Source organism: Desulfobacter sp. UBA2225 (assembly GCF_002348205.1).
Lineage (GTDB): Bacteria > Desulfobacterota > Desulfobacteria > Desulfobacterales > Desulfobacteraceae > Desulfobacter > Desulfobacter postgatei.
Genome location: NZ_DDYV01000242.1, coordinates 1 through 5,697, shown reverse-complemented (window position 1 = coordinate 5,697; position 5,697 = coordinate 1). Strand labels below are relative to the sequence as shown.

At 48.0% G+C, this 5,697-nt stretch carries 7 protein-coding genes; 2 read left to right on the top strand and 5 right to left on the bottom strand.

Translation table 11 applies throughout. From position 1 onward, the window contains the following. From B3D59_RS12075 to B3D59_RS12055, 5 genes are all read right to left on the bottom strand, one after another. The coding region (locus tag B3D59_RS12075; RefSeq protein ID WP_286820085.1) for an extracellular solute-binding protein at positions 1-521 on the bottom strand (521 nt) is incomplete at its 3' end. 19 nt (positions 522-540) lie between these two features. Then, positions 541-1,335, bottom strand: coding sequence for an ABC transporter permease (locus B3D59_RS12070; RefSeq protein WP_286820083.1), 795 nt, complete (start codon positions 1,333-1,335; stop codon positions 541-543). Beyond that, positions 1,335-2,249: an ABC transporter permease gene (locus B3D59_RS12065; protein ID WP_286820081.1), complete on the bottom strand. Its 915-nt coding sequence runs from the start codon at positions 2,247-2,249 to the stop codon at positions 1,335-1,337. The genes B3D59_RS12070 and B3D59_RS12065 overlap by 1 nt, the downstream gene beginning before the upstream one ends. A gap of 46 nt (positions 2,250-2,295) precedes the next feature. Next, on the bottom strand, positions 2,296-3,324 hold the full coding sequence (locus B3D59_RS12060) for an ABC transporter ATP-binding protein (protein WP_286820079.1): 1,029 nt from the start codon (positions 3,322-3,324) through the stop codon (positions 2,296-2,298). A gap of 90 nt (positions 3,325-3,414) precedes the next feature. Further along, on the bottom strand, positions 3,415-4,023 hold the full coding sequence (locus B3D59_RS12055; RefSeq protein ID WP_286820075.1) for a TetR/AcrR family transcriptional regulator: 609 nt from the start codon (positions 4,021-4,023) through the stop codon (positions 3,415-3,417). Between the two features lie 314 nt (positions 4,024-4,337). Between B3D59_RS12055 and B3D59_RS12050 the strand changes: the two genes are divergently transcribed. Together B3D59_RS12050 and B3D59_RS12045 are read left to right on the top strand one after the other, a co-directional pair. After that, on the top strand, positions 4,338-4,949 hold the full coding sequence (locus B3D59_RS12050) for a TIGR04211 family SH3 domain-containing protein (protein ID WP_286820074.1): 612 nt from the start codon (positions 4,338-4,340) through the stop codon (positions 4,947-4,949). Between the two features lie 51 nt (positions 4,950-5,000). Beyond that, positions 5,001-5,697 (top strand): FAD-binding protein (locus B3D59_RS12045; protein ID WP_286820072.1); only part of this gene is annotated, 697 nt, incomplete at its 3' end.

The window sequence follows — 5,697 nt, the reverse complement described above, 5'->3', positions numbered from 1 at the left end:
CCCAGCATTTCCCGGATGGAGTCAATCATGACCACAGGACCCTTGCGGGAGGCCGGATCAAAGAACAGAGCCGTTGACGCCACATAATCGGCTCCCAGCTTCTCTTTATTATAGAGCATACCCACGGTGCCCCACTGATAGGGTGCGGTGTACTCATTGCCCGGATCGTATGCGGTGTTTTTGAAAGAGTCTTCCAGGTTGACCAGGTTGGGCAGTTTGGAATGGTCAAGCTTTTGGAGCAGGTTCAGCTTGATCATGGTGTTGATGATGTAGTCGGACGGGACAACCACGTCATACTGCTTTACACCGCCGGCCTGCAGTTTGGCCACAAGCTCTTCCGTGGACTCGTAGAGCTCCACTCGGCTTTTGATACCGGTATCTTTTTTAAAGTTGTCCATAAAGTCCTCGGGCATGTATTCACTCCAGATCAGAACGCGAAGTTCATCCGCAGCAAAAGAGGCAGCCGGGAACTGCAGGAACAAGGCAAACATCAGCAATACGATTAAGGTTAATTTTTTCATTGTTCTCTCCTTTTGTTGTTTAATTATCTTTGCTGGAGATCCGTTGTGACAGGATTACCAGTGCAATGGTTACAAAAATCCCCACGGTTGACAGGGCATGGATTTTGGGCGTAATCCCCCGATGCACTTCACCGTAAATATAAAGGGGCAGGGTGACCGATGTGGGCCCGGCCGTGAAAAAGCTGATGATAAAGTCGTCAAGGGACAGGGTTAAGGCCAGCATGGCCCCGGACACGATGCCCGGCATCATCAGCGGCAGCAGCACATGGCGGAAGGTATACCAGTTGGAGGCATACAGATCCCTTGAGGCCTCTTCAATTTCGTTGTTGAAAGACGCAAGCCGGCTTCTGACGACCAGGGCGACAAAGGCCACCTGGAAGGTGACGTGCCCGATGATCATGGTCACAAGTCCGGGTTCAAATATGGAAGAGATAGACCGCAGGCAGGTAAATGCAACAACAAGGGCGCCGGCAAAAACAATTTCCGGGGTGACGACCGGCAGATACAGGTTGATGTCAAAAAAGGTCATCACCTTTTTTGACCATGGATAACGGGCCAGACCCATGGCAAGGGTGGTGCCCAGGATGGTGGCGATTATGGTGGAGACCACTGCCAAAACAGCGGTGTTGATACAGGCCTCAATGACCAGGTCATCATGGAGCAGTTTGACATACCAGTCCAGGCTCAATCCGCCCCAGTGGATGCCGAAACGCGACTTGTTGAAAGAGTAGACCATGACGGCCAGCAACGGTGTGTAAAGAAACAGATAGGTGGCAATGGCCAGAATTTTGTAGTGTATATTCAGCTTGAACATTATAGCACCTGCATTTTAGCGCCTCTGCGGTTCAAAATGACCAGGGCAATCAGGGTTAAAGACATGAGCGCAAGACTGACAGCCGCACCAAAGGGCCAGTCACGGCTTTTACCGAACTGTTGCTGGATCAGGTTGCCCACCAGCATATATTTGGCGCCGCCTAAAAGATCCGGGATCAGGAAGATGCCCATGGCCGGTACAAAGGTCAGAATAGCCCCCACAGAAAGTCCGGGCAGGGTCTGGGGTAAAATAGCCTGGTGAAAGACCCGCCATTTGCCGCAGTACAGGTCATTGGCTGCCTCAACCAGGCTCCAGTCCAGTTTTTCTACGCTGGAATACAGGGGCAGGGCCACAAAGGGCAGAAATGCGCTGATCATGCCGATATAAACCGCAAAGGAGCTGGGGTACAAAGGGCTTCCCGGCGGGACAAGGTGCAGCAGAGCCGCAAGCTTTGCAATGGGAAGATCCGGTGCAAGAACAATCTGCCAGGCATAGGTCCGGATCACCAGGTTGGTCCAGAAGGGAATAATCAGGGCCGTGAGCCACAGGTACCGGGTTGACTTGTCCCGTGTTGAGATAAAAAAGGCTAAGGGGTAGGACAAAATGATGCAGACCACTGTGGTGATCAATCCGGCAATGATTGAGCGCAGCAAAATCTTCAGGTAATCCGGGCTCCAGCCGAACAGGCTGTAACCTGCCAGCCGTTTATAATTTTCAAGGGTAAAAACCCATTCTATCTCTCCGTACGCGCCCCGGGTGGTAAAGCTGATCACAATCAATGACAATGCGGGTATGGAAAGAAAGAGCATGATCCACAACATGCCCGGAGAAATGCGCAGAAGTCCCCTGGTTCTTATTTTTCTTGGTGTTGACAGTTCACCGTAGAGTATTTCTGGTTTATCTATGATTTTCACCGACCTGTAACTCCTTGAATTTTTATGTATTCATATTCAAAAATGATCAATCATCTATGGTCACCAGGGATTCTTGAAGCAGTTCCACCCAGATCTCATCTCCGATTTCTATTTTGCGGTGGGGGGCTGTTCTCATGCGCAGGTTGCCGGTTTCAAGGGTGATGTTCTGATAGGTACCCCGGTAGTATTTTTCAATGACACGGGACCGAATGCCGTTCTGTGCCGGTTTTTCCGGGCGCAGTCTGATGCCTTCGGGCCGGATGACCAGGGAGCCCTTTTTCCATTCAGGCATTGTTTTTGGTACAAATTGACCAAATTTTGACTCAAGGATATTGCCCTGGCGTTCAACGTCAAAAATATTTGCAGTGCCGATGAATTCGGCAACAAACCGGCAGTTGGGGTGGTTGTAAATTTCCGAAGGCGTGCCGCACTGCAGGATATGTCCCTCTTTCATGACGGCAATACGGTCGGAAACCGTTAACGCCTCTTCCTGGTCATGGGTGACCAGGATGAAATTTTTTTTAAGCCGCAGCTGCAACCGGCGGAGCTGTTCCTGAAGCTGGACCCGCAACTTGGCGTCCAGGGCAGACATGGGCTCATCCAACAGCAGAATTTCCGGCTCACAGATCAGGGCCCGGGCCATCGAGACCCGCTGGCGCTGTCCGCCGGAGAGCTGGTCCGGGTAACGGTCTGCAAATTTTTCAAGCTCCAGCATCTCCAGCATCTTTGCCACCCTGGGGGCAATTTGTGTTTCCGGCACTTTTTGTGAGCGCAGGCCAAAGGCAATATTGTCGTAATTCTTCAGATGCGGGAAAAGCGCATAACTTTGAAAAACCGTGTTCACCGGGCGTTTATTGGCCGGAATATCAAGAATGGGCTTTCCGTTTAAAAACAGATTGCCGTCGGATGCGGTTTCAAGACCTGCAATAATCCTTAAAAGGGTGGTTTTGCCACAGCCGGACGGACCAAGAAGAGTAAAAAGTTCTCCTTGGTTGATGCGCAGATCCACATTGTCAAGGGCTTTCACCTCGCCATAATTTTTGTGTAAAGCAAGCGCTTCCAAGCAATAATCCATGTTGTCACCTGAGTCTGTTGTATTTTACTGAATGGTCAGTGAATAAGCTGGAATGATTTTTTCTGACCGCTGTCACTATGGGGGGGGGCATTAAAATGTGCCGTTTTTTAACATCGCTATGGTTGCCGTTTTGGCTGTATTTGCAAAATCTTCAAAGGGCCGGCCCTCATTTAAGAAATGGGCATGAAACTCCAAGCCTTTCATGAGGGTGAGGACATATTCAGCAGCCTTACGTTCGTCCGTGACCTTAATAATACTGTCTTTATTAAATAAGATAAATGCGTTATACAGATAATCACTAAGCCAGCGGAACATGTCTTTGAAAACCTTTCGAATACCTTCATCCCTGAAGCTTTTATAATAAAAGCCAAAATGAACGCCCGGATCTACGGTCCGGTTCCATTTAAAGCTGAAAATCAGATCCATCATTGCGTCAAACCGTCGGGCGCTGTCTTCTATCAAATCAAACTCCAGCATGTGTTCAGCCTTGTACTTGGTGATCAGAAATTCTATGAGCTCGCGCTGCAGGTTGTCCTTGTTCTTGAAGTAGTGAAGGATCAGGGTGGAATGGAGATTCAGGTGCTGGGCAATCTTTCCAATGGAACTGCCTTCAAACCCTTTCTCAATTAAAACCTGATAATATCCTTCAAGAATTTCAGGTTTCCGCGTTTCAGCATTTCGATTTTTTCTAATTGCCATGAACAGTCAGCCTCAATAGGAGTTTTATTTTGCGTTCATTTTTTTATTTAATATTAAAAATTACAATTTAAGTGTTTTTTACATTGACAAAATTGTATTGTCAATAAAATTTACTGAATGGTCAGTAAAAAATAAATCGGGGGGATGACAGCGGTGTGTCGTCTGTTGCGTTCCTGAACGGATACCGTGTTTGAATGAAAAGTTACCCGGATATAACGCCGCAGACGGGTGACTTTTCGTCCAAGCAAGGGTTTTCCTTGATAATTGGCCGTTTCAATGGTAAGGGTACCTAACTTAACGAAAGAGGATAAAAAATGAGAGTAAAATATCTGATCCTTACTTGTTTTTTCTTTTTTTCTATAACAACTTGCATTTATGCAAAGACTTTTTATGTATCCGGGGTAAACCAGATCACCATGCGCACGGGGCCGGGTCTCGGCCATAAAGTTGTGGATATGGCCTCGTCAGGTGTCAAACTGGAAATTCTGGAATACGGCAAGGAGTGGTCTATGGTGAGAAATTCAACCGGGAAAACCGGCTGGGTGCTGACCCGCTTTCTTACGGAAGAAGCACCCAAAAGCCTTTTGGTTGAGCGGTATAAACAGGAAAACGAACGCCTGGCATCAAAGCTTTCCGCTGTAGAAGAAACTGCAAGAACCTTGGAGGTTCAGAACAAGGAGTTGACGGAAATTGCGCAGAAATATAAGCAACTCAAAGATGCTTCCGCAGGTTACCTGAAGCTTGAGATCAAACATAAAGCGCTTTTGGAACAGTCCCGGGAACAGGAAGAACGTATTCAAAACCTTGAACAAAGCATCAAAAGCGAAGTAAAATTTGCGTTGCTTTCCGGGGCCGGTGTTTTTATCGTGGGACTGATTTTCGGAATGAGCACCCGCAAGAAAAGAAGAGGTTCCCTTTTATCCTGATTTATCCTTAATTTTTTTAACACACCATTTAACATATTAAAGTATTGAGAAATGATTGAAACCGATTTTCTGGTCATTGGCAGCGGTGTTGCCGGTTTAAGCTATGCCTTGAAGGTTGCACAGTTTGGCAGGGTGGTCATTATCACCAAAAAAAAAATATATAAAACCAATACGGCACTTGCCCAGGGCGGCGTTGCTGCGGTATTCAGCAAAACAGATTCCTTTGAAAATCATGTGGCAGACACCCTGGCTGCAGGGGACGGACTTTGCGACGAAGATGTGGTGCGCATGGTGGTGGAAAACGGCCCGGAAAGAATTCGGGAGTTGGTAGATTTGGGAGCACGGTTCAACCGGGAGGGCGGCGGGAAATATGATTTCTCTCTAGGCCGGGAGGGCGGGCATTCCCAGAACAGAATCATCCATGCCCGGGACCTCACCGGTAAGGAAATTGAAGATGTTCTGGTACACAATGTTGAACAGCATGAAAATATAACCATTTTGGAAAACCATGTTGCCGTCAACCTGATTACCTATTCCACAAGTGTCCGCAGCGGTCTTGTCAGAACCCAGCATGAAAACATCTGCTGCGGGGTTTATGTCCTGGATAATGAGACAGGAAAGGTGGAAACCGTTGCCGCTAAGGTGACCTTGCTTGCCACAGGTGGCGGTTCAAAGGTTTATCTGTATACTTCAAATCCTGATACCGCCACAGGGGACGGCATTGCCATGGCATACCGGGCAGGGGCCA

Excerpts from the sequence above, each read along its gene's own strand:
- B3D59_RS12070 (WP_286820083.1), bottom strand. The coding sequence starts at position 1,335 with ATGTTCAAGCTGAATATACACTACAAAATTCTGGCCATTGCCACCTAT.
- B3D59_RS12060 (WP_286820079.1), bottom strand. The coding sequence starts at position 3,324 with ATGGATTATTGCTTGGAAGCGCTTGCTTTACACAAAAATTATGGCGAG.
- B3D59_RS12055 (WP_286820075.1), bottom strand. The coding sequence starts at position 4,023 with ATGGCAATTAGAAAAAATCGAAATGCTGAAACGCGGAAACCTGAAATT.
- B3D59_RS12050 (WP_286820074.1), top strand. The coding sequence starts at position 4,338 with ATGAGAGTAAAATATCTGATCCTTACTTGTTTTTTCTTTTTTTCTATA.